The 24891-nt window shown below is 56.9% G+C and carries 21 protein-coding genes; 15 read left to right on the plus strand and 6 right to left on the minus strand.

Annotated elements, in window-relative coordinates; genetic code table 11:
- Nucleotides 1-107: 107 nt before the first annotated feature.
- Both AACS24_RS16945 and AACS24_RS16950 read left to right on the plus strand, forming a co-directional pair.
- Nucleotides 108-1982, plus strand: coding sequence for an AAA family ATPase (locus AACS24_RS16945; RefSeq protein WP_108571424.1), 1875 nt, complete (start codon nt 108-110; stop codon nt 1980-1982).
- Nucleotides 1979-3697: a UvrD-helicase domain-containing protein gene (locus AACS24_RS16950; RefSeq protein WP_108571425.1), complete on the plus strand. Its 1719-nt coding sequence runs from the start codon at nt 1979-1981 to the stop codon at nt 3695-3697. Before AACS24_RS16945 ends, AACS24_RS16950 begins: the two co-directional genes overlap by 4 nt.
- A gap of 132 nt (nt 3698-3829) precedes the next feature.
- On the opposite strand, the gene AACS24_RS16955 is transcribed toward AACS24_RS16950, so the two are convergent.
- Nucleotides 3830-5467 carry a hypothetical protein gene (locus AACS24_RS16955; RefSeq protein ID WP_108571426.1) on the minus strand — a complete coding sequence of 546 codons (1638 nt, stop codon included), beginning with the start codon at nt 5465-5467 and terminating at the stop codon, nt 3830-3832.
- Between the two features lie 518 nt (nt 5468-5985).
- On the opposite strand from AACS24_RS16955, the gene AACS24_RS16960 reads away from it, so the two are divergent.
- Together AACS24_RS16960 and AACS24_RS16965 are read left to right on the plus strand one after the other, a co-directional pair.
- Entirely contained in the window at nt 5986-7107 is a 1122-nt protein-coding gene (locus tag AACS24_RS16960) for a type IV toxin-antitoxin system AbiEi family antitoxin (RefSeq protein WP_108571427.1), read from the plus strand.
- Nucleotides 7092-7997 carry a hypothetical protein gene (locus AACS24_RS16965; RefSeq protein ID WP_108571428.1) on the plus strand — a complete coding sequence of 302 codons (906 nt, stop codon included), beginning with the start codon at nt 7092-7094 and terminating at the stop codon, nt 7995-7997. Before AACS24_RS16960 ends, AACS24_RS16965 begins: the two co-directional genes overlap by 16 nt.
- 460 nt (nt 7998-8457) lie before the next feature.
- Here AACS24_RS16965 and AACS24_RS16970 read toward each other — a convergent pair whose 3' ends face one another.
- Complete coding sequence (locus tag AACS24_RS16970; protein WP_019445191.1) at nt 8458-8583, minus strand: hypothetical protein; 126 nt, start codon at nt 8581-8583, stop codon at nt 8458-8460.
- A 466-nt stretch (nt 8584-9049) separates the two neighbouring features.
- Between AACS24_RS16970 and AACS24_RS16975 the strand changes: the two genes are divergently transcribed.
- The 8 genes from AACS24_RS16975 to AACS24_RS17010 all read left to right on the plus strand — a co-directional run bounded on the left by AACS24_RS16975 (nt 9050) and on the right by AACS24_RS17010 (nt 16620).
- Nucleotides 9050-9952, plus strand: a complete 903-nt coding sequence (locus tag AACS24_RS16975) for a cation diffusion facilitator family transporter (protein ID WP_108571429.1) — start codon at nt 9050-9052, stop codon at nt 9950-9952.
- Between the two features lie 143 nt (nt 9953-10095).
- Nucleotides 10096-10380 (plus strand): DUF3811 domain-containing protein, encoded by a 285-nt coding sequence (locus tag AACS24_RS16980; protein ID WP_033113748.1) that lies wholly within the window; start codon nt 10096-10098, stop codon nt 10378-10380.
- 501 nt (nt 10381-10881) lie between these two features.
- A complete protein-coding gene (gene cspE, locus AACS24_RS16985) occupies nt 10882-11091 on the plus strand; it encodes a transcription antiterminator/RNA stability regulator CspE (RefSeq protein ID WP_156854046.1) in 210 nt (69 codons plus the stop codon).
- 272 nt (nt 11092-11363) lie between these two features.
- Nucleotides 11364-12722, plus strand: coding sequence for an NCS2 family permease (locus tag AACS24_RS16990; protein WP_181364219.1), 1359 nt, complete (start codon nt 11364-11366; stop codon nt 12720-12722).
- Nucleotides 12723-12960: 238 nt separating this feature from the next.
- Nucleotides 12961-14031: a dihydroxyacetone kinase subunit DhaK gene (dhaK, locus tag AACS24_RS16995; protein WP_108571430.1), complete on the plus strand. Its 1071-nt coding sequence runs from the start codon at nt 12961-12963 to the stop codon at nt 14029-14031.
- 9 nt (nt 14032-14040) lie between these two features.
- The gene (gene dhaL / locus AACS24_RS17000) at nt 14041-14670 is read left to right on the plus strand and encodes a dihydroxyacetone kinase subunit DhaL (protein ID WP_075112818.1); all 630 of its coding nucleotides are present in this window, start codon (nt 14041-14043) and stop codon (nt 14668-14670) included.
- Nucleotide 14671: 1 nt separating this feature from the next.
- Nucleotides 14672-15388 (plus strand): dihydroxyacetone kinase phosphoryl donor subunit DhaM, encoded by a 717-nt coding sequence (gene dhaM, locus AACS24_RS17005; RefSeq protein WP_108571431.1) that lies wholly within the window; start codon nt 14672-14674, stop codon nt 15386-15388.
- Nucleotides 15389-15537: 149 nt separating this feature from the next.
- A complete protein-coding gene (locus tag AACS24_RS17010; RefSeq protein WP_108571432.1) occupies nt 15538-16620 on the plus strand; it encodes a glycerol dehydrogenase in 1083 nt (360 codons plus the stop codon).
- A gap of 89 nt (nt 16621-16709) precedes the next feature.
- On the opposite strand, the gene dhaR is transcribed toward AACS24_RS17010, so the two are convergent.
- The 4 genes from dhaR to AACS24_RS17030 form a co-directional block, all read right to left on the minus strand.
- On the minus strand, nt 16710-18611 hold the full coding sequence (gene dhaR / locus AACS24_RS17015) for a dihydroxyacetone kinase operon transcriptional regulator DhaR (RefSeq protein ID WP_108571448.1): 1902 nt from the start codon (nt 18609-18611) through the stop codon (nt 16710-16712).
- A gap of 307 nt (nt 18612-18918) precedes the next feature.
- Nucleotides 18919-19419: a GNAT family N-acetyltransferase gene (locus AACS24_RS17020; protein WP_033113743.1), complete on the minus strand. Its 501-nt coding sequence runs from the start codon at nt 19417-19419 to the stop codon at nt 18919-18921.
- Between the two features lie 743 nt (nt 19420-20162).
- Nucleotides 20163-21248, minus strand: coding sequence for an AI-2E family transporter YdiK (ydiK, locus tag AACS24_RS17025; RefSeq protein WP_181364220.1), 1086 nt, complete (start codon nt 21246-21248; stop codon nt 20163-20165).
- A complete protein-coding gene (locus tag AACS24_RS17030; RefSeq protein ID WP_108571433.1) occupies nt 21245-22624 on the minus strand; it encodes a bifunctional NUDIX hydrolase/phosphatase PAP2 family protein in 1380 nt (459 codons plus the stop codon). Before AACS24_RS17030 ends, ydiK begins: the two co-directional genes overlap by 4 nt.
- 185 nt (nt 22625-22809) lie before the next feature.
- Here AACS24_RS17030 and AACS24_RS17035 point away from each other — a divergent pair, with 185 nt between their 5' ends.
- The 3 genes from AACS24_RS17035 (at nt 22810) to hslO (ending at nt 24801) form a co-directional block, all read left to right on the plus strand.
- Entirely contained in the window at nt 22810-23187 is a 378-nt protein-coding gene (locus tag AACS24_RS17035; RefSeq protein ID WP_033113750.1) for a hypothetical protein, read from the plus strand.
- Nucleotides 23188-23439: 252 nt separating this feature from the next.
- Nucleotides 23440-23838 (plus strand): ribosome-associated heat shock protein Hsp15, encoded by a 399-nt coding sequence (hslR, locus tag AACS24_RS17040; protein ID WP_033113739.1) that lies wholly within the window; start codon nt 23440-23442, stop codon nt 23836-23838.
- A gap of 78 nt (nt 23839-23916) precedes the next feature.
- Nucleotides 23917-24801, plus strand: a complete 885-nt coding sequence (gene hslO, locus AACS24_RS17045; protein ID WP_033113738.1) for an Hsp33 family molecular chaperone HslO — start codon at nt 23917-23919, stop codon at nt 24799-24801.
- The last annotated feature ends 90 nt before the right edge of the window (nt 24802-24891 follow it).

The raw sequence follows: 24891 nt of genomic DNA on the forward strand, positions 1-24891 counted from the left end.
GTTTGATTTGTTTGACGATAGGCCAGCTCACACAAACGGTACAGTGTTCCCTTTTTCCCGGATAAATACTCTACATTTCGGAACGATTACTTAGGACGAAGACCTTCATGTATCTCGCTGAGCTCACGATTAAGAATTTTCGCAAGTTGCGTAATGCCACGCTGAAATTCCAGCCTGGTTTGAATGTACTGGTAGGGCCAAACAACGTAGGCAAAAGTGCAGTAGTAGATGCTCTTCGGACGCTTCTCGCAGGACATGATGAACCCTATCCCCGCCTTGATGTCTCTGACCGACATCGCCCTGCCGAAGGTGAGCCTAGTGGAGATATCGATTTCCATTTTGTCTTTAGAGATCTAAGCCTCGAAGATGAGGCTGACTTCCTCGCAGCGCTTAAGCCATGTGGCGCAAAGACCATGGAGGCGCATATCCATGTCCGGTACACCGATGTGGATCAGACGGGGCGATTTAGAGTGAAACGTTGGTGTGGGGAGCACCAGGAGGTTGCGCTTACCTCAGATATGATGGAAAACCTCCGAGGCGTTTATTTACAGCCTCTTCGGGATGCAGCGCAGGGGCTTAGACCTAGCCGTAACAGTCAGCTAGCACGCTTGCTTCACTTGCTCACAGATGACGAAGGTCGCAAAGCGATCAACGATGCTCTGAAGGAGCTCGACGAAAAGCTTCAACAGAACGAGTCCATTCAACACACCCATACCGCCATATCGTCCCGACATAACTCAATGATGGGCGAACAGCTGGCACAAACGCTTGCCGTTGGTCTCAGCGCCACGGATTTTCAGCGCCTTTCTGCTCGGATTACCCTCACAGCTGAAGCTTTGGACATTGAGCAAAACGGGCTGGGCTTCAACAACCTGATTTTCATGGCGGTAGTGCTTAGTGAGCTGGCTAAGAATCCTGACGCAGCCTACCGGAGCTTGATTGTCGAGGAGCCAGAAGCGCATTTGCACCCTCAATTGCAGCGTGTGCTGCTGCGCTACCTCGCGGGAGTACCGGGAAGTGAAGGTGAAAAATCTGTGCAGTTGTTCGTCACCAGCCACTCGCCTAATTTTGCCAGCAATTCAAAGCTCGAATCTCTTGTGTGCTTAGTAGAGAACGATGCCGGCGTGGAGACTTTTTTCCCCCGTGACATCAAATTTGCCAAGGGCAAACGTGAAAAACTTGAGCGCTATCTGGATGTAACTAGGGCAGAACTGTTTTTTGCTCGCAGAGTGATTTTCGTCGAGGGTGCTGCAGAGCTCATGCTGGTCGACGCGCTTGCCACTTTAATGGGCCTCGATCTCCGGGAGTACGGGGTCAGCCTGATTAGTGTAGAGGGACTCAATTTCGACTCATTCCTACCACTGTTTGGTGAGCAAGGCCTACGAATTCCGGTCGCGGTCGTGACCGACGCCGATCCTTTCGAAGAAGAAGAGGTCGTAGTCCTGGCAGAAGGTGAATTGGATGTGGAAGGGGTTGAAGATCTGCTTGCCGAGGCTGCCTACTTGGAAGATACGGACGCACCTGAAGAGGAAGAGCCGATCGATGAAACGGTGAAGAAGAAAGTTAAAAGGAAAGAGGTCTACCCATCGCTTGGGGATGATGTAAGGCTATCTAGCAACACCATCAAGATGAAAGGGTTGGAAGACACTTTCGTGAAGGTCTTCCACGGTCTGAAAACCCTAGAATACGATCTAGCACTACTTGAGGCGAACCGCGGCCCGATGCTTACGGCATTAGCCGACCCACATCCAAGGATCTCAAAAACACTACGCAAGATTGTTGATGCTCAACCAGATAACACTGCGAAGGCCAAGGCGCTGTTTTGCGGGATGTTCGAGCGCAAAGACAGCAGCAGCAATGTGCAAAAGGGCCGATTCGGTCAGGCATTTGCTGAGCAGATTGCCAAAACGCCGGGGTGTGAGGTACCCGATTACCTTCAGAAAGCCATCCAGCATGTCTGCCAGGGAGCCGTCAAACCATGAATCTCTCTGATGAGCAGAAAGACGTAATCAATGCGCCGTTGGTACCTATCGCTGTGACTGCGTGCGCCGGTAGTGGAAAAACGGCTACAGCCATTAGGCGTCTGATCGCAATCCGGCAGAAGATGGAAACAAGCCGTGGTCGCGTCGTACTTTTGTCCTTCTCCAATGTTGCGGTCAATACGTTTAATAAGGGATATGCACAACTTGCCTCAGCCCTCTCGGATGAGGGCAATCGTAAGCGCGTGGAAGTGGATACCCTTGACGGTTTTTTCACCCAACATGTACTGCGCCCCCATGCTTACCGGACGATGGGGGCGGCTCAGGCTGCGTACTTGGTATCTGGCTCGGAGCCTTTCCTAAACAATTTTCGCTATTGGTCTGACGATAGCCACCCGCTGCCGATCAAAGATATCAAAGTAGGTATGCAAGATGGGGCCACCTTCTTTTTCACCGATACACGCGGCCGGGAAGAACAACTTGATTCTGCCAAGGCTATAAAGTGTATCAACCGTCTGGGCCATACGGGCGCCTACACTCATGAGCTTGGACGATACTGGGTATATCAGACCTTGACCCATCAACCTGCAATACTGCGTGCTCTGGTGGCACGCTATCCTCAGATTCTGGTCGATGAGTCCCAAGATCTGGGTACACTGCATCAGGCAATCTTGAAAATGTTAATCGATGCAGGTGCGCAAGTCTCCCTCATCGGAGATGTAAACCAAGGTATCTATGGCTTCGCTGGGGCTGACGGCTCATTCCTAGACGCCTATACAGATCGTGCTGAGGTGACAGGCTATAAACTCACTCGTAACTACCGCTCTCTACCTCCGATCATCAATATCGCCAACATGCTCTGTGGCCGCGATGATAAGTCAGAGCGGCAGCATGAGGAGGGCGGCGGAGCGTTTTTCATAGGGTACAAGGACTCGGATCTGTCCAAACTGTTTGAATCATTCAAGATGCATCTTGATGGCTTAGATATACAACACCAGGATGCAGTGATTCTCAGTCGGGGGGCGGATCGGGCGGCGGTACTAGCAGGGAAAACAGCCCCTCCAGGGCAAGGTATCACAGCAATGTTTGCTGAGGCTTCGTTGTTACGAGATCAGCAGGAGCACTATCAGGAGTGCTTTAAGTTTGTATGCAGGGCTGTCGTCGGGTTACTGGATAACCCCCCGAATAGGCTCAGCTCAAATCTGCAAGGAACACCCCATGAAACGTGGATGCTCGGGCTTAGACGATTGCTGTGGAGTTTCAGCCGTAACACAGAGATTGGGCTTCCATCGTCTGCGCTTATAGCTGGAACAGAATGGCATCCGAAACTCGTAAAGAATGTCAAAACTCTTCTCGCAGATATAGAGAAAACTTACGGATTAAAGGCCGTTGGCAAGTTAGGCAACAAATTGGCGAAAACTAAGCTACCGGACCAGCCCCTCGCCGGTGCAGTAGCGACTCAAAACGGCGGCCCAGGGATCAGGGTAGAAACTGTGCACCAAGTGAAAGGCGAGTCTATAGGAGCTGTTTTATTTGTGACAAAGAAACCCAATGTCAAAGCGTTACTTGCAGGCACAAATAGCGAGGAAGGTCGGATTGGGTATGTAGCTATCACTAGAGCTAAGAATTTGTTTTGGCTGGCAGTGCCCCATTCAAGTCTAAAAGAGCTACGAGGGGGACTGATTGCAGCTGGATTTAGAGAGCGGGACGCTCTATAAATCACCATCGGCGATAACCTACACAGGTTTTGCTCAATGCGAATGATCCACGAGCATCCTTCGGCTAGACTAATCAACCACTTCCTTTCCGTATGATGCTCAAACGATTGTATTTAGAACCCCTAAATCCGGTTACTTTTCAGATGCAGAAAGGCTGACCGACTGAGGAAGAACCTCTATCGGTGGCTTATTCAACCTAGCTGCTGTTCTGTCAGCTTTGCGCTTCTCTCGCGTTTGGGCTCTTTCAAACTCCTGCATCGGATGCGTCACGAAATGTTGCTGATAGGTCTTCAACAGGCCAGCTTCCTTACTCTCCATGGCTTGTGCCAACACGTAGTCAGCATCACGGAGATGGATTTTGAACTTCGGGTTATTCGCCTGTGCAGCCGTGACCATCGCAATTGCGTTTTCGGAAAACTTGCCGCTCGACCATAGTTCGAATCTCTGAGTTAAATGCGTCCACTCCGAATGTGTCTTCACAAAACCTCTGATCACTGGGATGCGTTTGGTGAGCCATTTCTCTACTTCTTCGTCACCGAGTGTGCTGATCGGATGTATGCCTTTGCATTCGATGAATACGACTTCGTGATTCGGTCGCTGTGCCAATATGTCGATTTCGGCCTTTGCTCCGATGGAGTCTCTGACAATCCGGTTCATTTCCTGCTGATATCCTAGAAATGTGGATCTCGTGATTTGTGCTACCGCAAACTCAAATAGGCTGCCACGTAATGTCGATGTCGCGCCCTCAATTCGGGACAGGTCACAGAATATTTTATCCAGCGCATCTGGGTTTTGGGTGAGCTTCGCGGTGTCGCGCAACACAGAACATAGTTCTTTTAGCGCTAATGCCACATCACGGCCAAACAGACTTTCTGTGGTCGCAGGAATAATCCCCATCTCCTTGAGACGGGTAAAAGCATCGTTGTGATAGCTTTCGGCGACGAAGATTTGAAGGCATTTACCAACATTTCTGAGGCTGCGCAACGTAGTGCATTTGTTGATGAATCCAGTCAGCTGGTCAACACTAACCCTGCCGTTTAGGACGATATCACAGACGAAAAAGCCTGGTTTGAGGGTGGTGTTAACGTACTCTCGCATAGGAAACAGATACGAAGGACCGGCCAGGTCCCAATTAAAAGTCCCAACTTTTGGTAAGGTACTAGAGTCTTCGTCCTCGCGAGTTTCCACTGAGTCGTAGCTGACCATCCCTAGGTTGCGTGACCAGTCTTTTACCGCAAACAGTGTGACCTTTTCGGCGATGAGACGGCCCTTCGTCTGGGCAGACAGGGCTGTCTCGTCGAGCATTTGGAGATGATCTATCCGTACCACATATAATTCACCACCTAGAAGTGCCACTTCTTTTACCAAAGTCGCCTTGATCAGCCTCTCTAGCAAGCTTTCGGCTGAAACGTGCTTCTTCTGAGCAATGGGGGCACCACAGGCGATCAGAAAATGGTTTTTGGGCATAACGTTGTCACGTATATCCAGAGCCTGTAACGCGGCGAAGTACGTACTCCGCGTTTTTCTCAACGCGTCCATCAGATTCCTGAAGAAAAATGGGGACCCGTAGTCTTCTTGGCGATATACGAAGCGAGCGCGATGAGGGAAAACAATATGGTTGAGCCGATTCATACCAGGGCAACCACGCCCAACACGTTTCCTGGCTGCCTCGGGATTCAGTCTGCACTTGGTCTCAAGTAGTTTGGACAAATCGCTGCTGAGCATAGGGCCATGTTGCTTCAGCAGGTTGATAAGTACGTTCTCAGCCATGGTATCTCTCAGTGGTTGTCACACAGCGCTATTTATACTCCTTGTAAACAAGGGAGAAGACAACTTTTCAACCTCTGTTATTCGGCATAGGAACAATGGGCCTCCCAGGGAGCTTGGCCGAAATTTTTGGAAGGCAATGTCACAATAGCCTTTTCACACTAAAAGCTTACAAGTCTTTTGGGATGTAGAAGGTTGATTATCAATCGCACTAAATGTTGAGAACAATTCGCCGCAAAATCGGCGCTCATCTCTTAGATGATCAAGGCCTTTCGATGGAAGCGGTACGGTATGCCGATGTACCTGCGTTTTTGATCTTGAGGACCCAAGATCATCGTCGGGAAATGAAGGATACTGCCCCCCTTCATCCATGGGGCGTGCTGGCCAATACAAGGTAGGATACACAAAGATTAGCTTATAACAGATTGTTAGCTGCTCAGCTAATGATATAGTAAGGCCTAATAATTAGCTGAAAAGGCATTTTTTGCTGTTCAGCTAATGATGCTTTGGAGGCTAATTTTATGGAACGTTACTCGCATCATTCGGGGTTCGAGTTCGAAAGGCAGATGCTCAATGCACTGGTGGAGACTCTTGCTGAAGCATTCGGCCCCGAAGCCTCAGTGCACAATGCTTCGCACGAGCTTGATGGGGTTGGGGGTGAGCTTGATGGCATGGTCGTAATCAAGGCTCCGAGTAAAACCCTACTGGTATTAGTCGAAGTCAAAAGGGAGGTCTATCCAAGAGACTTAAGGAATGCGGTGTACCAGCTCCACAGGAGCATACGCGAAACTCATCATAGTCACGACGCGATTGGACTGCTCGCGGCAGGCGTACTGAGCCCAGGGGCTAAGCAGGAGCTTAGGGAACAGAATATCGCCTCATTTGAACTGGGAGGCAGCCTTTATTTAAAGCACGACGGCTGGCTCATCAATATCGAAAAGCCTTCTCACCGTTCCAAAAAGAACACCCAAGGCATTGAGCTTTTCACTGAGGCTCGTGAAAGTGTAATCCACGCGCTTCTGATGAATAGTCATGGGTGGTTAACTGGTAGAGAACTGGCCGAACAAGCGGAAACTTCCGCGTACACCTGCTCTCTCGTGTTGCAGGAGCTGACGTTGCGTGAGTGGGTGGAGTCTACTGGTGGAGGACCGAGCAAACGCAGAATGCTCGCTCACCCTGGTAAGCTTTTGGACGCTTGGTCTGAGCAGTGGCAGCAGCGCAAAGAAAAGAAGTCAAAGTGGTACACCTTTGTGGAAAACCCCAAGCTCCTGCTCGCTCACCTAGCGGAGCGGATAGACCGTCAGAAGGTAGATTATCCGTGGGCGTTCACAGGTGCTGCAGCCGCTAATATTTATGCTCCGTTGCTGACTAGCACTGAGGGGGCAGAGATCATTGTACCCAAGGGCTATGCGGATAAGATGGCTGACGTGCTCGGCCTGAAGCCAGTGAGCAAAGGAGCTAATGTCACCCTCATTGAGCGCGAGCCCGCGAGCTTGCTTTACCGGAATGTGCGCCCGGCCCCCCCTGCCTTTTTCGCAAGCCCTTACATTCTTTACTTGGACTTATTGGATGGTCGAGGCCGCAACAAAGAACTGGCGGAACATATCAGAGAACAATTGGAGTCTTTATGGCAACGGGATTGAAGCCTCAAACAGCGGCTGGATACGATCAAAATGTTACATCGGCGTGTGAGAGGACGTTGCTCACACTGCTAAGCGCCTTTGGGAATCTGAAAGAAACTCTGAGGCTTGTCGGTGGCTTGGTACCTCGGTACCTCACTCCAGCGACCCCGCCCGATGTTCCTTTGCATGCCGGTACTTCGGACGTGGACATAGTGTTAAACCTAGAGGTACTGGCAGCTGGCGACGAATACACTAGCCTTGCGGACCAATTAAATGCACGTGGGTTTACCCGTGGGGGCGAAGAGGGAAATACCGCATCTTGGCGCTGGCGTCGTAGGGTTAATGAACATATTGAGGTGGTTGTTGAGCTTCTCCGGGATGCTGGAGGTGAGGTGCCGGGTAGGGCCATCAGCGTCGATGGGGAAAGAGTATCGGCACTCACCATTAAGCATGCCCAAATTGTCCACGACTGGTATCAGGAGAAGGAAGTTTCTGCCCAACTTCTGGATGGTGGTGGTCTATCAGTAGATATCGTGCGATTTGCAGATGTGCCAGCATTTGTGATTTTGAAAGCACTGGCCCTGGATCAACGTCAGGAGAGGAAGGATGCCGCCGACCTAATTCATGTGCTCAAATACTCAGGCTCGATAGAGGAAGTCGCCGCCCTATTCGTTCAGCGCATTCGTTCAAAACAGCACCCAGAGGCCTTGAAAGATGGGTTCGCGGCGCTCGCTAGGCGTTTTGGGGATGACGAGCATGGTGAAGGCTATGAGAAGGTGGGGGCTGTTGCCTACGCTCACTTCTATGGTGAAGATGGCGAAGACGAAGATGAGCTTGTTGGTCGTCAGCGTTTTGCTGCTGGGTTAGTCCAGAACTTACTGGCCGAGATTGAGAGGCAGCAGGCAATCTAACAAAAACAGAATTGCTCCATGCCAAACTTGGTTTTGTGGCGGCTCCATCTACTCAGTGGTCGCTGACCACAATGTAATGTTTAACAGGGCATGTTATGAGATATTTGACAAAAAACATTACATCTCATGTATCCAATTGGACATTTAAGCGCTCAAATCCTTTTGCATGCAGCCAGTTATTGTCACATAGTTCACTCAGTCGTGATGTATCAGGTAAATCTAACCGTTCTAAGCCGTCGCAAGATTAAAAAAGCCCTGATTAATCAGGGCTTTTTTATATCCAGATCGCAGCAGTCACTTTTCTGGAGAAAAACGATTTATTTCCCGTCAGGGATGGATATCAAAGGGTTGCTGTTTCAGGGGGAATAATCGCGACATTGTCTGCGGGCCGGAAACATAAAAGCCAGCCCATCACAGGCTGGCTTTGTACTGGCTCCTAAGGAACAGCAGTAAGGGAGCGTTACTTCATTGCGCTGCCGTTTTTCAGTTCTGCTTTCTGACGTTTGGCTTCGCGTTTCTCTTTCAGTGACATCTGCGGTTTTTTCTTGGCATCTTTGCCGTTGTGATGTTCTTTGTTACTCATCATCAAACTCCAAAAATGTTACCCAGACAGTTGGTTCCTCAAGGGAGCCAGCATGTCATCCGAATCATCAACTTCAGTACGCTATATGCGATGGCACCTGACCATCACCAGACCCAGCATACCCCCCATATGCGTCCGGATCCAGCCTCATTCTCCGTCTCATAAATCCCCTGTTCCAGACAGGGGAATAGGGCCGGCATGAAAGACCAAAAAAGAGTTATTCGCATTATTAAATGTTGTTCCACTGATATTCTCAGAACAACCGCATGAAAAATGGATGAATAATAAAACCAGGCAGAGAAGGAACTTACTTATAAATATTCAATGCATTTAAGCGCCACAATTTTAATAAGCATTCTCAATATCACCGGAAACATGAAGTTACAACCCTGAATAGGTTATTTTCGAACAACTCTATATAATGGCCGGCCACATCGGAAAGTCAGCTATTTATTCAGGAAATAGTCTCATGAGCAGAAAAACCAGAGCAGCCATGGTATCGGTCTGTTCCAATATCAGCCTGATCACCATTAAACTGGTGGCCGGATTTGCCAGCGGCTCGGTCAGTATTATCTCGGAGGCCATCCACTCCGCCATGGATCTGGTAGCCGCCCTGATCGCCCTGTTCGCCGTGAAAAAATCCGATCTGCCTCCCGATGATCGCCACCCCTATGGTCACGACAAGATAGAGAACGTCTCCGGCGTCATCGAAGCGCTGCTGATCCTGCTCGCCGCGGGCTGGATCATCTTCGAGGCGGTCGACAAAATCCTGCAACCAACCGCCATCGAGAGCATCGGCTGGGGTGTGCTGGTAATGGTCATCTCGGCGCTGGTCAACAGCGGCGTCTCTGCCTACCTCTACAAGGTGGCCCGGGAAGAGGAGTCGGTTGCACTGGCGGCTGACGCTCTGCATCTCAAGGCGGATGTGCTCACCTCCGCTGGCGTGGCGGTCGGCCTTGGCGGGATCTGGCTGGCCGGTCTGTTTGGCCACTCTCTCGCCATACTCGACCCGCTGGTCGCCATCGGGGTTGCCCTGTTTATCGTCAGAGAGGCGATCAGCATGCTCAATGAGGCCTTCCAGCCCCTGATCGACGAGAGCATGAGCCCGGAAGAGCTGGCCATGACCAGCCGCATCATCACCGAATGCTGTCCGAACGCCAGCGGCTTCCACGACCTGCGCAGTCGCCGTGCCGGCCGTCGCCGCCATATCGACTTTCACCTCACCCTGCCGCCCGAGATGAGCATTGGTGAAGCCCACGATATCTGTGATCGCATCGAGCACGCCATCATGGCAGAGCTGCCCCACGCCATCGTGCTGATCCATGTCGAACCGGATGAGGCACTGACAGAAGCGCAGCTCACTCTCAGCTGAAATGGGGCAAACGGGCAGGAAAAGACTGCGAACATCCGGCGAAGTCACACAATTAAGTCTTTGTTCGGCATAACGGCGATTGCATGGGGGTGTGATATGACAACTGTGTTAGGGTGGCTGACACCCTGCCGCTGGAGCGCGCCATGAAAAAGCTGGAAATGAAAGATCTGACCGAGGCCGAAAAGGCCGAGATAGCCCTGATGTTGCAAAAGGCACAAGCCAATGCCGATCACCAGCTGACCAATGGCGAGCGCAACCGGATCCGCGAAGAGGGGCGCCTGAAAATCGTGGCAGATCGCGCCGAAGCAGCCAAGACGGCATCCAGACTGGCGCGTGAGAAAGCCAAAGAACGCGCCAAGAATCAGACATCGCCAGAAACGTTCAGCTGGATAGATTCGGTCAGCAACAAATTTCGCAGCAAACGCTAAGCAATCCGGATTCTGATGCAAGAGCCGCCTCGCCCTGTGCGAGGCGGCTTTTTTGTGTCTCGCAAGAGACTGATAATCCCCAAACGGGAATATTATTTTTGATCCCACCAAGAGCCGTCGTTTTACGCCGTCACTTTGCTTACCACACCATCCGGGGAAAATTATTTTTCCATGAAAAAGCGCAAAGGCTGCGCCCATCTGGTTGATATACATCATATTTATTTTTTACTGCACCAGGTTAAATTCACGATAAAACGTTAAGAACGAGATAACATTTGCTTTAAAAAAGAGTGCGTGTTCTAATCGTTAGCGATAGTTCGGCAGTTCAGTCCTGATTATGTTAGGCAGTCATTTTAGTAAAGCAGTGATTAGTGCAAGTATTGTTTCGATGATGCTTGACGAATAATTCTCCTTCTTTAGTGCTTCCCATACGTATTGCTGACGAAAAATCAAATTTGCCATTTTATGGCATTTCTAACACTAAATTTAAGAGAAATTATTATGTCTAAAGTGACTGGTACCGTTAAGTTCTTCAACTCCGAGAAAGGTTTTGGTTTCATCTCCCCGGTTGATGGCAGCAAAGATGTGTTCGTTCACTTCTCCGCCATCCAGACCCCGGGTTTCAAAACCCTGGACGAAGGTCAGCGCGTTGAGTTCACCATCGAGCAAGGCCAGAAAGGCCCGGCTGCTGCTAACGTAGTAGCTCTGTAATTCACGCCCGGGCAACTGTCCGGTCTGAATGAAAAAACCCGCCAAGGCGGGTTTTTTGCTATCTGCTCGCGGCCATCTCCTCCCCGTCCCTCCCCATCTCCGATCTGTTTTTCGCTGCCTCTTATCAATTGAGTCTCTAAACAAGCTTCGAATGGCTTCTCATGCAGAGATCTTGAGGAAAAATTCCAGTTATTCGCTGCTTTTGTCACAGATTCTTGCTATTTTGCGCGCCACCAACGCAAACGATTTCCTTCACACTTTCAGGATTAGTTATGGCAAAGCAAGATATGGCCGCCCAAACAGGGACTGGCGGCTTTCTGGACTCTTATTTTTCCATTTCTGCACGCGGCAGCAGCGTGCGTCAGGAGCTGGTCGCGGGGCTGACCACCTTCCTGGCGATGGTCTACAGCATCATAGTGGTGCCGAACATGCTGGGTGCTGCCGGCTTTGAGCAGGGCCCGGTGTTTGTGGCCACCTGTTTGATCGCCGCCTTCGGCTCCCTGCTGATGGGGCTGTGGGCCAAGCTGCCGATGGCCATCGGTTGCGCCATCTCCCTCACCGCCTTTACCGCATTTAGTCTGGTACTGGGTCAGGGGCTAAGCATTCCGGTCGCCCTCGGCGCCATCTTCCTGATGGGGGTGCTGTTCACCCTGATCAGCGTCACCGGCGTGCGCCAGTGGATCCTGGACAACCTCCCCTCCGGCATCGCCCACGGCACCGGTATCGGTATCGGCCTGTTCCTGCTGCTGATCGCCACCAACGGCGTCGGCATGGTGATCAAGAACGAAGGGGCCGGTCTGCCGGTTCAACTGGGTGAAGTGACCGCTTTCCCGGTCATCATGACGGTGCTGGGTCTGGCTGCCATCTTCGGTCTGGAGCGTCGCAAGGTGCCGGGCGGCATCCTGATGGTGATTATCGCCATCTCCATCCTCGGCCTTATCTTCGACCCGAAAGTGACATGGCAGGGCTTCTTCGCCATGCCGAGCCTGACTGGCGAGAAGGGCTCACTGGTGGGTAGCATGGATCTGCTCGGAGCCCTCAATCCGGTGGTGATTCCGACCGTGCTGGCTCTGGTGATGACCGCCGTGTTTGACGCCACCGGCACCATCCGTGCCGTGGCCGGCCAAGCAGGCCTCATCAACGAACGTGGCCACATCATCAGCGGCGGCAAGGCCCTGACTGCCGACTCCGTCAGCAGCATGGTGGCGGGCGCCGTCGGTGGTGCTCCGGCAGCCGTCTACATCGAATCTGCAGCAGGCACCGCTGCCGGTGGCAAGACCGGTCTGACCGCTGCACTGGTCGGCGTGCTGTTCCTGCTGATGATCTTCCTCTCCCCGCTGAGCTATCTGGTACCGGCTTATGCCACCGCACCGGCGTTGATGTACGTCGGTCTGCTGATGCTGGGCAACGTCACCAAGCTGGACTTCAGCGATTCGGTCGATGCCCTCGCTGGCATGCTGTGCGCCGTCTTCATCGTACTGACCTGCAACATCGTCACCGGCATCATGCTGGGCTTCGTGGCGCTGGTCATCGGCCGCCTGTTTGCTGCCGAGTGGAAGAAGCTGAACATCGGCACCGTCATCATCGCCGTGGCGCTGGTGATCTTCTATGCCGGTGGCTGGGCCATCTAACCCGTCCGTTTATTCCGGTGATAGCGAAGGGCCCTGCGGGGCCCTTTTTCATAGCTGTGAGGCCGCTAACAGTTTCCCGCCCGTTTGCCCCGTGTCGTTTCAGATTGAAACGCCAACGCACCTAATCCTGTTTCAAATCCGAACCGAACAGACCGTCATTTTTATCCTTTTTTCTGTCGTTAGACTGGATCCATCAACCATTTGCCCACCCGTGCGGTGGCAAGCCAAGGAGTGAGCCATGAAGAAACTGATCAATGCCGTCGATGCCGTGGTCCGTGAACAACTGATGGGAATGGCAGCCGCCCACCCCGAGCTCAAGGTACGTATCGAACCCCACTACATCACCCGCGCCGACTCCCCCGTGATGGGCAAGGTGGCGCTGGTCTCCGGCGGTGGCAGCGGCCACGAGCCGATGCACGGCGGTCTGGTGGGCAAGGGGATGCTGGATGGCGCCTGCCCCGGCGAGATTTTTACCTCCCCCACCCCGGATCAGATGTACGAGTGCGGTCAGGCCGTTGATGGCGGCGCGGGCGTGCTGTTTTTGGTGAAGAACTACACCGGCGACGTGCTCAACTTCGAAACCGCGGTCGAGCTGCTGCACGGCGATGGTGTAAAAGTGGGCTTCGCCCTGATCGATGACGACGTGGCGGTCAAAGACAGCCTCTATACCGCCGGTCGCCGTGGCGTTGCCACTACCGTGCTGTGCGAAAAACTGGTGGGGGCCGCTGCCGAAGCGGGCTATGACCTGACCCGCTGCGAGGCGCTGGCCCGTCGCATCAACAACCAGAGCCGCACCATAGGCGTTGCCACCCACGCCTGCACCGTCCCTGCCGCTGGCAAGCCCTCCTTCACTCTGGCCGACAACGAGCTGGAGTTCGGCGTCGGTATCCACGGCGAACCGGGCATCGAGCGTCGCCCCTTCACCGACCTCAATACCCTGGTGGACGATATGTTCAGCGAGCTTGCTGACAACACCCCCTATGGCCGCACCCTGCGCCATTGGGATCGCACCAGCGGCAGCTGGCAGGAAGAGCACACCTTTATCGAGCCGCTGAATGCGGGCGATCGGGTTATCGCGCTGGTCAACAGCCTCGGCGGCACCCCCATCTCCGAGCTCTATGGCGTCTATGGTCGCCTCGCCACCCTGTGCGAAGAGGCGGGCATCCATCTGGTGCGCAACCTGATCGGCCCCTACTGCACCTCCCTCGACATGACCGGCATCTCCATCACCCTGCTCAAGGTGGATGACGAGCTGATGACCCTGTGGGATGCCCCCGTTCACACCCCCGCCCTGCGTCGCGGCTGCTAAGGAGAACCCATGTTAAGCAAGCATCACATCGTCAACTGGCTGCTCGACTGCGAACACATCTTTACCGAGCAGCGTGACTACCTCACCGCGCTGGATACCGACATCGGCGACGGCGACCACGGCCTCAACATGCAGCGCGGCTTTTCTAAAGTGGCCGAGAAGCTGCCCGCGGTGGCGGACAAGGATATCGGGCAGGTACTGAAAACCACCGGCATGACCCTGCTCTCCTCGGTCGGCGGCGCCAGCGGCCCGCTCTACGGCACCTTCTTTATCCGGGCGGCGGCCAGTACCGACGCCTGCCAGAGCCTGAGCCTCAGCCAGCTGTGCAAAATGCTGAGCGACGGGGTCGAGGGGATCGTCTCCCGCGGCCGTGCCGAGCCGGGTGACAAGACCATGTGCGATGCCTGGTGGCCAGCACTGGCCGCCCTGCAACAGGCGCAGCAGCAAGAGCTGCCCCTCAACGAAGCGCTGGATAAGGCAGTAGCAGCCGCCGCAGCCGGTACCGAGGCCACCATCCAGATGCAGGCCCGCAAGGGGCGCGCCAGCTATCTTGGCGAGCGCAGCATCGGCCATCAGGATGCCGGGGCTACCTCGACCCTGCTGCTGCTGACCGCCCTGCGTGACAGAGCGAGGTTGTGACATGATCGGAATCGTAGTTGTCTCTCACAGCGCCATACTGGCGGCCGGCTTGAAAGCGCTGGCCGACCAGCTCGGCAGCCCGGCCCGATTGCTGCTGGCGGCCGGGGTCGATGACCCCGACCACCCCATAGGCACCGATGCCATCGCGGTGATGAGTGCGATTGAAGAGGCGGATGACGGCAGCGGTGTGCTGGTGCTGATGGACTTGGGCAGCGCCCTCTTGAGCGCCGAAACCGCCCTCGAACTACTGCCCCCGGAGCTGAGCGCGAGGGTACGGCTCTGCCCCGCCCCGCTGGTCGAGGGTACTCTGGCCGCCGTGGTGGCGGCCGGTTCCGGCCTGACGCTGGACGAGGTGGCCGCCGAGGCACTCGGCGCGCTGGGCCCGAAACAGGCGATGCTGCCAGCCAGCGCGGCGCAGGCCGCTACCGAGACGGCCCCCGTTGCCGACGATGGTTGGCTGCACTGCGAGGTGGTGGTGGATAACCCCCACGGCCTGCATGTGCGCCCCGCCGCCCGACTGGTGGCCGCCCTCAAGCCCTTTGCCGCTGAGCTCAAGCTGCAAAAAGGGGATAAAGAGGCCAACCCCCGCAGCCTGACCCGGCTCGCCATGCTCAACGTGCGTCAGGGCGACCAACTCACCCTGCTGGCACGCGGCGAGGATGCCAACGCCGCCTTGGCCTGCTTCCAGCAGCTGGCCGACGAGCGCTTCGGCGACTGACGCCACTGGTTCAAAGTGCTGCACTCGCTCGCTGAGCCTGTGCAGCTCCACTGTTGTGCAAGTAAAGACGAAGGAGTCCCCGGCCCTGCCGCCCCTTCGCCCCTGTTAGTTTCAAAAGAAGTCTTATGAACTAGAGAGAGGGATAAAATATGGACCGCATTATCATCAGCCCCAGCAAATACGTGCAAGGCAACGGGGCCCTCGCCAATATCGGCAACTACGTCAAGGCGCTCGGCAGCAAGCCGCTTATTCTGGCTGACGCCTTCGTCACCAAGCTGGTGGGCGATACAGTGGCCACCAGCTTCCACGGCGCGGGCATCAAGCCCGAGTTCGACTGCTTCAACGGCGAGTGCTCCCGCCCCGAGATCGACCGCCTGCTTGCCCGCTACAACCAGACGCCGTTTGACGTCATCATCGGCATCGGCGGCGGCAAAACGCTGGATACCGCCAAGTCGGTCGCCTTCTACCAGAAGGTGCCGGTGGTCATAGTGCCCACCATCGCCTCCACCGATGCCCCCACCAGCGCGCTGGCGGTCATCTATACCCCGGAAGGGCAGTTCAGCGAATACCTGATGATCCCGACCAACCCCAACATGGTCATCATGGATACCGGCGTGGTCTCCCGCGCCCCGGTGCGGCTGCTGGTCTCCGGCATGGGGGATGCGCTCTCCACCTACTTCGAGGCGCGCGCCAACAAGGTCTCCGGCAGCCAGACCATGGCCGGGGGCGCCTCCACGCTGGCGGCGCAGGCCATTGCCGAGCTCTGCTACAAAACCCTGCTGGCCGATGGTTACAAGGCCAAGCTGGCGGTGGAACAGGGGCTCTGCACCAAGGCGGTGGAGAACATCATCGAGGCCAATACCTACCTGAGCGGTATCGGCTTCGAGAGCAGCGGGTTGGCCGCCGCCCACGCCATCCACAACGGCCTGACCCAGCTGGCCGAGTGTCACCACCTCTACCACGGTGAGAAAGTGGCGTTCGGTACCCTGGTGCAGCTGGTGCTGGAGAATGCCCCGATGGCGGAGATCGAGACAGTGCTGGGCTTCTGCCGCTCGGTGGGCCTGCCAACCAACCTGCATATGATGGGGGTCAAGGAGCTGGACATGACGCGCCTGATGGAGGTGGCCAAAGCCTCCACCGCCGAGGGCGAGACCATCCACAATATGCCATTCAAGGTCACCGCCGAGGATGTTCTGGCGGCCATCGTCACCGCCCACCAGCTGGGGCTGTAACTGCACCACGACTGACCTTGCCATATAACAAGGCCCCACATCTGCGGGGCCTTTTCGTTTTCTGCGGGCCAGTTGGCGACGGGTCGCCGTCAGCCGTGATAGTCGGCGGGATCGATTTCGAGCAGTTTGAGCCGCCGCCACAGGGTGGTGCGACTGATGCCGAGATGTTGGGCCATCTGGCTCACCTGCCCCTTGCAGGCGTGAGCGCAGCGAAGGATGGCTTGCCGCTCCAGCTCCGCCAGCGTGAGCAGCGGTTGCCCCACCACCTCGTCCGCCACCTGCTGATAGCCGTGCCGAATGGCGGCGGGCAGCGCCTCGGGCGGGATCGGCCCCTGACCGGAATGAAGCAGCGCATGCTCCACCGCGCTGCGCAGCTCCCCCAGATTGCCGGGCCAGGGATAGGCGAGCAGACAATCGAGGGCCGCCGGACTGAACTGGCGCACCGGCTCGCGCCCCTGCGCCGCCAACTGCTGGCTGATAAGGCCCGGCAGATCCGCCGCGCGCTCCCGCAGCCCCGGCAGCCACAGCTCGCACGCCTGCAAGGCATAGAGCAGCTGGCGGCCAAACAACCCCTCCTGCACCAGCTGCTCCAGCGGGGCGCTGCTGGTGGCGATGATCCGCACCTTGAGTGGCAGGATGCGGGCCGAATCAAAGCGCTGGATGCGGCCGGTCTTGAGCAGTTGCAGCAGCGCCGCCTGCATGGGGGCAGAGAGGCACTCCACTTGCTCCAGCACGAGCGTGCCGCCGTGGGCCAGTTCGAACTTGCCCGCCCGCTCCTGTCCCGCTTCGTCAGAACCCATCAGCTCCAGCGCCATCCGCTCGCTCGGCAGCGCCTTGCAGTTGAGGGTGATGAGCGGCCCGGCGGCCCGTTCGCTGCCAAAGTGGATCGCCTCCGCCAGCTGGGCCTTACCCACCTCCTCTTCGCCGCGCAGCAGGATCGGCCCCTGACTCTGGGCCGCCTGCCGGGCGTAGCGCAGCAGCTTGCGCATGGCGCTCGACTCCCCCACCAACGCCGACAGCTCGGGCACCGTCTGGCGTAGCTGGTGAATGGCCCGCAGCCGATCGACCGGGTGCAGCAGGGCGATAAAGCTGACCCCCTCCGGCCCCGGCAGCGGCTTGAGGCTCACCAGCGCATTGATGAACTCCCCCTCCTGAGCGCCGAGTCGCTCCAGCGTCACCTCCACATGGCTGAGCGGCGTCTGCCCCTTGATGGCGAGCTGCAACCGCTGGGGCAGCAGCAGGTGCTGCTCCAGCGGCTGACCGAGACAGAGCGCCGGATCGAGCCGCAGCCGGTGTGCCGCCAACGCATTGAGGTAGCGCAGTCGGCCCTGCGGATCCCAGGCCAGCACCCCGTCATCCATGCCGTCGAGCAGGGCGTAAAGCTCGCTCAGGTGGTGCTGGGACTCCTGCATCAGGGTCTCCATCTGCAGCAGATGGGCCAGCTCGCGCCCGGCGCTGACGGTGAGCGCCAGATCCCCGGCGCTCGCCTCCTCCACCTTGCAGATCAGGGCGATGATGGCGACCTGACGGCCATTGCTGTTGTAAACCGGGCTGGCGCAGCTGTGCCACGGGTGAAGGGTCTGGTTGAAGTGCTGGGGGCCGCTGACGCAGAGCGGCACTCCCTCCAGCGCCGCCAGATTGATGGCATTGGTGCCGATGCGTCCCTCGCTGAAAAAGGCGCCGGGGCCAAACCCCAGCGCCGCCAGTTCGCGCAGGGTGTCGGGGTGGCCGGTCTGAGCCAGCAGGCAGCCGCTCTCGTCGGTGAGCAGCAGGGCGCAGGGGCGCCCCTCCATAAATTCGTAGAGATCCTCAAGGGCCATCTCGCCGGTGGTGAGCAGGTCGCGCTTGCGCTGGCGCAGGCTCTGCAAGGTCTGCCCCTTGGCGCTGTGGGGTGGATGCCAGAGGGTAGCGCTGGTCTGGTGGGCGCAGCGCAGCCAGGATGCCTGCAGATAGTCAGGCCAAGCGAGCAGCGGCTGAAGGTCAGATGGCATGGTCACAGCAATATCCGGCAAGATGTGAGCCGACCATTTAACCACGCCCTCCCCGCAGATTCAGTGACCTGCCTCAGAGGGTGGCAAGCCCGCCCTCCTTCCGGTCGGGTTCGCCGTCGGCAAATTGCTGGCCAAGCCAGTACAAGACCCATAGTAGGCCAGATACCAGCGCACACAAAGCAGCATGACATTGATAGGAAAGTGGAGGAGTTTAAAGGCTTTTTTCTAGTTCTGTGTCGGGTTCTTTGCCGTGCTATTCGTAGGGTGACAGACTTCTCATGCGACTTCATCACTTACTGCGACAAGACTAAACCTCCTGCAGCACAAGATAATCCCAGCCATTGCAGTGAAAGCGCGTCAGCTCCCTGATACCCATTTTGGCGTGGGCTTTGATGGAGGCGATATTGTCAGTTTTGATAAACAGTAGAGCTTTTTTGCCCGGCAATGCTGCTTGTACTTGGGCAAACAATCCAGGCAGGATTCCCTTGCCGCGCTGATTATCGGCAATGCATACCGGGCCGTACAGGTACTCGTTGGCGTTTGGGAGGTGCTGTGCCAGCATGGCCTGCACCACCGGCGACTCGGTCCAACCTAGCACGCTGGTAAACAGTACGCCTGCTAGATCCTCCTCATCAAATGCCAGCATGATAGGCATATTGTGTTGCCGGTTTGCTGCCAGCCATTCAGCAATCAGCGCTGGTGGAAATTCTCCGGTCAACTGCCCCCCCTGTGCGGCGGTATTTGCCAACATAAGGGCAGCTATGTCTTCGATATCCTGTGTGCCCGCCGGGCGGTAGTGAATGCTCATCTCTTGTTTCTTGTCCGCTGTGTTCAACCCAGATTCGGCTTATGTTTGTTGGATGGGAGCTCTGTTTGGCAGGGTAGCCCTCTACCCCGTTCAAGACGCAATTATTGCATATTCCAACTGTTCATGAATTCCAGCCCGCAGGTTCGATTAGCCGTCAGGCGTAATCGGACATTCGCGTAAATCCATTCCCCCGCTATAACGGCCACCCGATTCCCCCTCTGCCAGATGCCGCTGATTCACGGAAATACCGGGATGGCGGCATCTCGATCCTCCAATCTGACTTCGCTAATCAAACCGGCATAGTCGGTAACACGAGTTGCATACGGGTTGGCACGGATCGGCCATTACCTGTGGCTGGCTTGTAACGGGCCAAATCGTGGCGTGGGGGTTGGATAGGTGTCGGTATAAGCAAAAACTGGGTCATTTAACACAAACCCATAAATTCAGCTTATACCGCTTATCCGGTCTGCTTTACCGCCATAAGTCACCCGTATTCCCCCTCTGACGGGTCACCGCCGACTTATGGATAGAACCGGAACAGCAGCATCTCGATCGTCCGATTACGCTTCGCTAATCGAACCTACATGAGACGGTCATATGTGGGATATGGAGGCTGGCAAGGATCAACCAATCTGACTCGATCGCCATAAACCACGATCACCACAAACAAAAGAGCCGCCCAGTTCACACCGGGCGGCTCTTTGCATCATAGATGGAGACTGAATCGTCTTGTTACCGAACCATCACTCGGCCTTGGGCGCTTCAACTGCCGCAGTCGCCGGTTGGTCATCTTCCTTGATCCAGGCATCCAGCAGGGTGTAACCCACCGCCAGCACCACGGGGCCGATAAACAGACCGATGATCCCCATCGCCAGCAAGCCACCGATAACCCCCACCAGAATGAGGATCAGCGGCAGGTTGGCGCCGCGCTTGATGAGGAAGGGGCGCAGGAAGTTGTCCATGGTGCCCGCAAACAGTGACCAGACCAGCAGGAAGGTGCCCCAGGTGGTGTCGCCGCTCCAGTAGAGGTAGCCGATACAGGCCAGCAGCACCGGGAAGGGGCCGATCTGGGCGACGATCAGCAGGAACATCACCACCACCAGCACCATGGCGTAGGGGATACCGGCAATCAGCAGGCCAATACCGGCCACCGAGGATTGCACCAGCGCGGTCACCACCACGCCCATGGCCACGGCACGGATCGCTTGGGAGGCCAGCACGGTAGCGTTGTCGCCCCGTTGCCCGGCCAGACGGTGGGCAAAGCGGCGAATGCCGGTCGCCACCACTTCACCGGAGTGGTAGAGCAGGCCGCAGATGCCGACGGTCAGCAGGAAGTGAACGAACAGCAGCCCAAGATTGCCCGCCTGAGCGGCAAGCCAGCGGGCGGTCTGGCCAAAGTAGGGAGCCAGCTTGGCAAACAGCACCTGACCACCGCTCGCCAGAATTTGCTGCCAGAAGCCGTAGAGCTTGTCACCCACCAGCGGGATCTGTTGCAGCCAGAGCAGCTCGGGCGGCGGCGACTGGCTGATATTGGTGCCCAGCTCGATCAGCATGGGCGCCTTCTCCGCCACATTGGCCAGCGTCATAAAGAGCGGGATAACGAACATCAGCAGCAGCACCAGCGTCATAAAGAGGGCCGCCAGCGACCGTTTGCCCCACAACAGCCGCTGCACCATCAGCATCAGCGGCCAGGTAGCGATGGTGATCATGGTGGCCCACACCAGTGCAGGCAGGAAGGGCTGCAGCACCAAGAAACAGGAGATAATCAGGATGCTGAGAAACAGCACCCCCAGGGTTATCTTGGCCAAATCCACTTTTTTCATGTTCATAGGGTTTCCCTGTCAGGGCATCCGCCCCTGGGTCGAGAGTCTTGTTTCAAGAGAGATAGTATCCACCAGAGGCCAGCGCTCAACCAGAGCCCCAGCCCGAAAAAGAGCGCAAACTGACCAAGCAGGATAGTGAGCGAACTACTGGTCAACAGCGGCAATGCCCATGCGCCCGCCACCATCAGCAGCATGCCCGCCAGCACCACGGCGCCGGTCAGCCACGGGGAATATCCGTCGCGCACCAGCGTGACCCGCCCCCCGAGCCAGAGGCCCAGCGCCGCCAGCCCGATCCCGGCCAGATGGGCCGACTGGCTCAGGCCAGCGCAAACCAGTGCGGCGACGATCAGCAAGCCCCAGGCAGAAGCGCGCTGATCCAGCCGCCAGTAGGGGCGAACCGCCAGCAGCAAGGCGCCAATCAGCAGGCCAACCGCCACATCGGAGATAAAGTGCACCCCGAGCCAGACCCGCGCCAGACCGGTGGTGAGGGCCAGCAGCAGCGCCAGCGAGTAAGCCAGCCCGCGCCGGGCAGGCCAGAGCCAGCCAAGCAGCGCCCCCCAGAACAGCAGGGCCGAGGCGGTGTGACCGCTCGGCATGCCAAAGCCCTGGGCGCTGTGAGTCGCCAGTTCAGGTTGCAGATGGAAGGGGCGCGACCAGCCGATCCCCTCCTTGCTCGCCTGCACCAGCAGCCCGAGCCAGAGCATGGCAAAGAGCAGCTGGCGCAGCCGCGGCCACCCCAGCAGCGGGAGCAGCAAAGGTATCAGGGCAAGCTGAAAGCCGCCTGAACCAAACAGATTGCTGACCGACAGCCACCAGACATCGGGCCCCAGCCACTGTTGCAGACGCATCATCAGCGGGATCTCGGTCCGATGCAGCGCATTGCCCTGCGCCACGAAATCGGCCTGCCAGCGCACCTCGCTCTCGGGCAGCTCGCCAAGCCGGGCTTGCAGCCAGTCGAGCTGCTCCGGGAAGCGGCGCTGCGCGCGGGGCAGCTTGTCCACCGCAATCAAGCGGGCGTTGAGGATCTCCCCGCCCAGATTGGGGGCCTTCAGCAGCGAGACAAAATCGGAATCTTGCTGGGCGACGATAGGCTCCAGAGTACGGCAGGCAAAGACCTGCGCTTTCTGCCAGCGGCCAAGATCCGCGACGACTTCCCCGCGCAGACCGGTCTCTTCATACAGCTCGCGCAGCGCGGCCTGCTCGGGGCGCTCATCGCCATCTATGTAGCCGCCGCTCAGGCTGTAGCGGGAGGAGATGCGATCCTGCACCAGCAGCAGTTGATCCTGATGGCGGATGGCGCAGACTGCCGCCGTCGGTTCGGCGCTCAGGGCTGGCAAAGCGGCAAACAGCGCCAGCAACAGTAAAAAGAGGGTTCTCGACATCAATTTGCTTTCCCTATGCACAATGGCGACAAGCCTCCCAGAAATCAGATAGTTGGGCAATGCTGGCGGCCTGTTCAGCGCTGATCCGGCCATGATGGCCGCACCGGGAAGATTGCGATGAGCGAGGGCACTCCCTACTATTGGCGGCTATCTTCAATGTCATGCAGCAACCGCTGGAGCCCTCCATGAGACAGTTCGGCTTTTTCCTCGGCATCGCCATCGGTGTCATCCTGATCCTGTTCGGCAGCATCGTCATCTTTCAGGCCCTGCCTGCGGCACTGGACGTACTGGAGATGCCAAGCCGCATCCCGTTCGTGCGCGAGGTCTACACCTGGCTGATGACCAGCGCCAACGGCCTGACCGCCCAGCTGGAGCAGAACTTCCTGGAAGCGTTCCAGACCGTGCTCAAGCTGATCCTGCTCATCACCTTCATGTGGGTCTGCGTCAAGCTGGTCAACATGGGGGTGCTGATTATCCGTGCCGGGGTTGACCTTATCCGCACCGCCATCGCCCACAGCGAAGGCAAGGAGGAGAAGAAAGTCGAACCGCAGGATCGCTTCTGAGCACCGACCTGACCGGCCAATTGCACTGAACGATGGCGCCCCGCGAGGGGCGACATCTTTTATGCAACATATGGCAGGCAATCTACCCCTTACGGCCAGATCCCCCGCTTTTCCCTTGTTAATCAGCAAACTGCCCATATGTTGCGTGGTCAGGACAGCAGCGGGGCACGCCTTCGCTGCCGGCCGGTTTCTATCCAGCGGCCCGCCTCTGGTATAATCGACCACCCCTTTTCCCCGTTATGGAGCCGGTTCATGGCCAATCATCCGGAAAGCGCCCTTGAGGTTCGTCTCGACAAGTGGTTGTGGGCGGCCCGTTTCTACAAGACCCGCTCGCTGGCGCGGGATCAGATTGACGGCGGCAAGGTGCACTACAATGGTCAGCGCAGTAAACCGGGCAAACAGGTGGAAGTGGGTGCGCTGATCCGCTTCTGGCAGGGGCAGGATGAGCGGGAAGTGCGGGTGCTGGCCATCAGCGATCAGCGCAAATCGGCACCGCTCGCCCAGCAGCTCTATGAAGAGACTGCCGAAAGCCTGAAAAAGCGGGCCGAAAACAGCGAGGCGCGCCGCTTCAACAGCCAGTTTGCGCCGAGCCCGGAGCGTCGCCCCGACAAGCAGGAGCGGCGCCAGCTGCTCAAGGTCAAACAGTACTGACCGACCCCGATTTGATACCGGGCTGGCAGCAACCCCAGCCCGCCCGATTTACCTCACCGAAGAACCCAGGAACATATGATGAGCAACCAAGATCTGCTGTATCGCTATCTGTTTGAAGAGTACGAAGTACGTGGCGAGCTGGTCCAGCTGGATCACACCTACCGCCATGTGGTGGAAGCCCAGAACTACCCGGTGCAGGTGCAAAAACTGCTGGGCGAGCTGCTGGTCGCCACCAGCCTGCTGACCGCCACCCTCAAGTTTGAAGGTTCCATCACCGTTCAGCTGCAGGGCGATGGCCCGGTGCGTCTGGCCGTCATCAACGGCGACCACAACCAGCAGCTGCGCGGCGTGGCCCGCTTTGAAGGCGAACTGCCGAGCGACAACAAGCTGCAGAGCCTGATCGGCAACGGCCAGCTGGTCATCACCATCACGCCGGATCAGGGCGAACGCTATCAGGGCATCATCGCGCTGGACGCCGACACTCTGGCTGGCTGTCTGGAGCACTACTTTGCCCAGTCCGAGCAGCTGGCGACCAAGCTGTGGATCCGCACCGGTTACCACGAGGGCGAACCGCGCGCCGCCGGCATCATGCTGCAGGAGCTGCCCGCCCAGAGCGAGGATCACAGCAACGACTTCGAGCACCTGACCCAGCTCACCAGCACCATCAAGGATGAAGAGCTGTTTGGTCTGGAAGCCGAGGAGATCCTCTACCGTCTCTACCATCAGGACAAGGTACGGGTGTTCGATCCGCAGGCGGTCGAGTTCCGCTGCACCTGCTCCCGCGAGCGCTGTGAAGGGGCCCTGCTGCAGATAGAAAAGGAAGAGGTGATGGATATGGTGCAGGAGCTCGGCAAGATCGACATGCACTGTGATTATTGCGGCGCCCAGTACCAATTTAATGGGATCGATGTCGAAACCCTGTTCAGCAGGGCTCCCGGCAATGATGCAAACAAGTTACACTAATTAAAGGCGGGCAAAACCCGCCTTTAACTTTAATAACAAAAAAACACCCTATTTTATAAAGTTTGATGGCGATCGCTAAACTCTACCACC

This window comes from Aeromonas sp. HMWF016, from assembly GCF_963878195.1.
Classification (GTDB): domain Bacteria; phylum Pseudomonadota; class Gammaproteobacteria; order Enterobacterales; family Aeromonadaceae; genus Aeromonas; species Aeromonas lacus.

Coding starts and splice junctions, on each gene's coding strand:
- AACS24_RS16960 (WP_108571427.1), top strand. CDS start 5,986: ATGGAACGTTACTCGCATCATTCGGGGTTCGAGTTCGAAAGGCAGATG.
- AACS24_RS16970 (WP_019445191.1), bottom strand. CDS start 8,583: ATGATGAGTAACAAAGAACATCACAACGGCAAAGATGCCAAGAAAAAA.
- hslR (WP_033113739.1), top strand. CDS start 23,440: ATGGCCAATCATCCGGAAAGCGCCCTTGAGGTTCGTCTCGACAAGTGG.
- hslO (WP_033113738.1), top strand. CDS start 23,917: ATGAGCAACCAAGATCTGCTGTATCGCTATCTGTTTGAAGAGTACGAA.
- AACS24_RS17030 (WP_108571433.1), bottom strand. CDS start 22,624: ATGTCGAGAACCCTCTTTTTACTGTTGCTGGCGCTGTTTGCCGCTTTG.
- AACS24_RS16945 (WP_108571424.1), top strand. CDS start 108: ATGTATCTCGCTGAGCTCACGATTAAGAATTTTCGCAAGTTGCGTAAT.
- dhaL (WP_075112818.1), top strand. CDS start 14,041: ATGTTAAGCAAGCATCACATCGTCAACTGGCTGCTCGACTGCGAACAC.
- dhaK (WP_108571430.1), top strand. CDS start 12,961: ATGAAGAAACTGATCAATGCCGTCGATGCCGTGGTCCGTGAACAACTG.
- dhaR (WP_108571448.1), bottom strand. CDS start 18,611: ATGCCATCTGACCTTCAGCCGCTGCTCGCTTGGCCTGACTATCTGCAG.
- cspE (WP_156854046.1), top strand. CDS start 10,882: ATGTCTAAAGTGACTGGTACCGTTAAGTTCTTCAACTCCGAGAAAGGT.
- AACS24_RS16980 (WP_033113748.1), top strand. CDS start 10,096: ATGAAAAAGCTGGAAATGAAAGATCTGACCGAGGCCGAAAAGGCCGAG.
- AACS24_RS17010 (WP_108571432.1), top strand. CDS start 15,538: ATGGACCGCATTATCATCAGCCCCAGCAAATACGTGCAAGGCAACGGG.
- AACS24_RS16975 (WP_108571429.1), top strand. CDS start 9,050: ATGAGCAGAAAAACCAGAGCAGCCATGGTATCGGTCTGTTCCAATATC.
- AACS24_RS17035 (WP_033113750.1), top strand. CDS start 22,810: ATGAGACAGTTCGGCTTTTTCCTCGGCATCGCCATCGGTGTCATCCTG.
- AACS24_RS17020 (WP_033113743.1), bottom strand. CDS start 19,419: ATGAGCATTCACTACCGCCCGGCGGGCACACAGGATATCGAAGACATA.
- ydiK (WP_181364220.1), bottom strand. CDS start 21,248: ATGAACATGAAAAAAGTGGATTTGGCCAAGATAACCCTGGGGGTGCTG.
- AACS24_RS16965 (WP_108571428.1), top strand. CDS start 7,092: ATGGCAACGGGATTGAAGCCTCAAACAGCGGCTGGATACGATCAAAAT.
- AACS24_RS16950 (WP_108571425.1), top strand. CDS start 1,979: ATGAATCTCTCTGATGAGCAGAAAGACGTAATCAATGCGCCGTTGGTA.
- AACS24_RS16955 (WP_108571426.1), bottom strand. CDS start 5,467: ATGGCTGAGAACGTACTTATCAACCTGCTGAAGCAACATGGCCCTATG.
- AACS24_RS16990 (WP_181364219.1), top strand. CDS start 11,364: ATGGCAAAGCAAGATATGGCCGCCCAAACAGGGACTGGCGGCTTTCTG.
- dhaM (WP_108571431.1), top strand. CDS start 14,672: ATGATCGGAATCGTAGTTGTCTCTCACAGCGCCATACTGGCGGCCGGC.